The organism is Pseudonocardia nigra (assembly GCF_019396355.1).
Lineage (GTDB): Bacteria > Actinomycetota > Actinomycetes > Mycobacteriales > Pseudonocardiaceae > Pseudonocardia > Pseudonocardia nigra.
The window spans coordinates 1-1548 of sequence record NZ_JAHKRK010000445.1; the positions used below are offsets into that span (position 1 = coordinate 1).

Genomic DNA, 1548 nt, shown 5'->3' on the forward strand with positions numbered 1-1548 from the left:
CATGCGGCTGGCTCCCGGCACCTTGACGACCACGGCGACACCCTGACGACCAACCTCGCCCGGTATGTCCGTTCTTCGTCGTCACCGTGAACGGCGCCTACGTCGCCATCTTCAGTGGCGGGCAACAGTCGTTCGCGATACCGCCGGGCTCGGTTCCGGTCACTGTCACCTCGGTGTGCCTCCTTCAGTTCGACGGCGTGCGCGGTTTCTCCTCAGGGCAGCTGAGCGGGCGGTGAGCCGGCGGGAACCGTGGGGCTGATGAGGATCACGGTGGTGCCGCTGGCGCTGCGTTGGATGTGCATCTCGGCCATGCAACCGCTCATCATCACCAGGCCGTAGCCGCGGGATGTGAGGTCCGCGGCGGCGCCGTGCTCGGCGCGCCAGCATCCCCGATCGGTGACCGTGGCGACCACGCGGCGCGCTCCGGTGCGGGGTTCGACGGACACCCAGGCGTGTAGGTGTACAGAGCCGGTCACGGTGCGCGGATAGGCGTGGTCGACCACGTTCGCCACCGCCTCATGAACGGCGAGTACGACGTCATGGGCGTCTTCACCCGGCCAGTCCTGATCGGCCAGCCACTGCTGCACCAGCGAACGCGCCTGCCGAAGCGTCGCCGGCTGGGCAGGCAGCACCGACATCAAGTCACGGGGATGTGCACACCCGGCGCGCAGTGCCGACACCCCGGGATCGGGTAGCCGTAGTGCCACCGGCACGAGACCTCCACAACCAGCGGCCACGCTGCTGGACCGCCACCGCGATTATGGTCGGTCTTGGCCACGACGCGCTGGCTCCGACAGCCTTGGGCTCGCTCAAAGACCTCCCGACGAAGCGGAACGGGCTGGTTCGCCGGCGGGCTCCCTGCGGCGTACGTGTTCCTGCATCTCTGGTTCGCAGACCGACCCCAACTACAGGAAGTGCCAGATCCGACTGCCGGATCCGACTGCCGGATCCGCGTGCGCGGGGGGCGCTGGCGGACCCGGAGATCCCGGCGGCGAGACGTCGCTGGGCTGGCAGGCCGGTCGGAGCAGGGGGCCGGCGAGCCGTTCCAGATCGCAGAACAGGGTGAACCCGGCCAGCGCACACCAAGAAGTCGCCAGATCCAGCTGCGGATCTGGCCCACATTTCGTGATCGTCTCGACCCCCGGCGGCGCTTGGGGGGTCAGCGTGCGAGTAGGACTCGTTTGCGGATTCTCTGAACTAATGATCTTGGTGCTGGGCGGCGTCCCGCGGTGGCGGTGCGGAGGGCATCCCGAGGTTGATGGCGTCGCCGGGTGAGCGGCGGTCGATCTGGGCGAGCTTGTCGGTGGCCCCGGCAAGGCTGATGTTGAGTCCTTCGACCTCGCCGAGCCAGCCCTCGCGTTCGGCCTCGGCGATTCGGGCGATGAGGTTCTCACGGATCTCGATGATGCGAGGGCGGTAACTCCCTGAAGGAGCGGGGCCGGTCAACCCCCTGTTGTTGTAGTTGATCTTTTCTTCGTTGGCTCTCCGACTGTTCTTGGGCGCGTCGAGGTAGGCGGCGGGGTCAAGGAGCGCCCGGGAGGGCGCCCG

The 1548-nt window shown here is 68.0% G+C and carries 2 protein-coding genes; both read right to left on the bottom strand.

Going from position 1 to position 1548, the window contains the following annotated elements:
* Window positions 1-212 precede the first annotated feature (212 nt).
* Window positions 213-638 carry an ATP-binding protein gene (locus KME75_RS41440; RefSeq protein ID WP_246633823.1) on the bottom strand — a complete coding sequence of 142 codons (426 nt, stop codon included), beginning with the start codon at window positions 636-638 and terminating at the stop codon, window positions 213-215.
* Between the two features lie 559 nt (window positions 639-1197).
* On the bottom strand, window positions 1198-1548 hold a 351-nt coding region (locus KME75_RS41445; protein WP_219420449.1), incomplete at its 5' end, for a hypothetical protein.

Excerpts from the sequence above, each read along its gene's own strand:
- KME75_RS41440 (WP_246633823.1), bottom strand. The coding sequence starts at position 638 with ATGTCGGTGCTGCCTGCCCAGCCGGCGACGCTTCGGCAGGCGCGTTCG.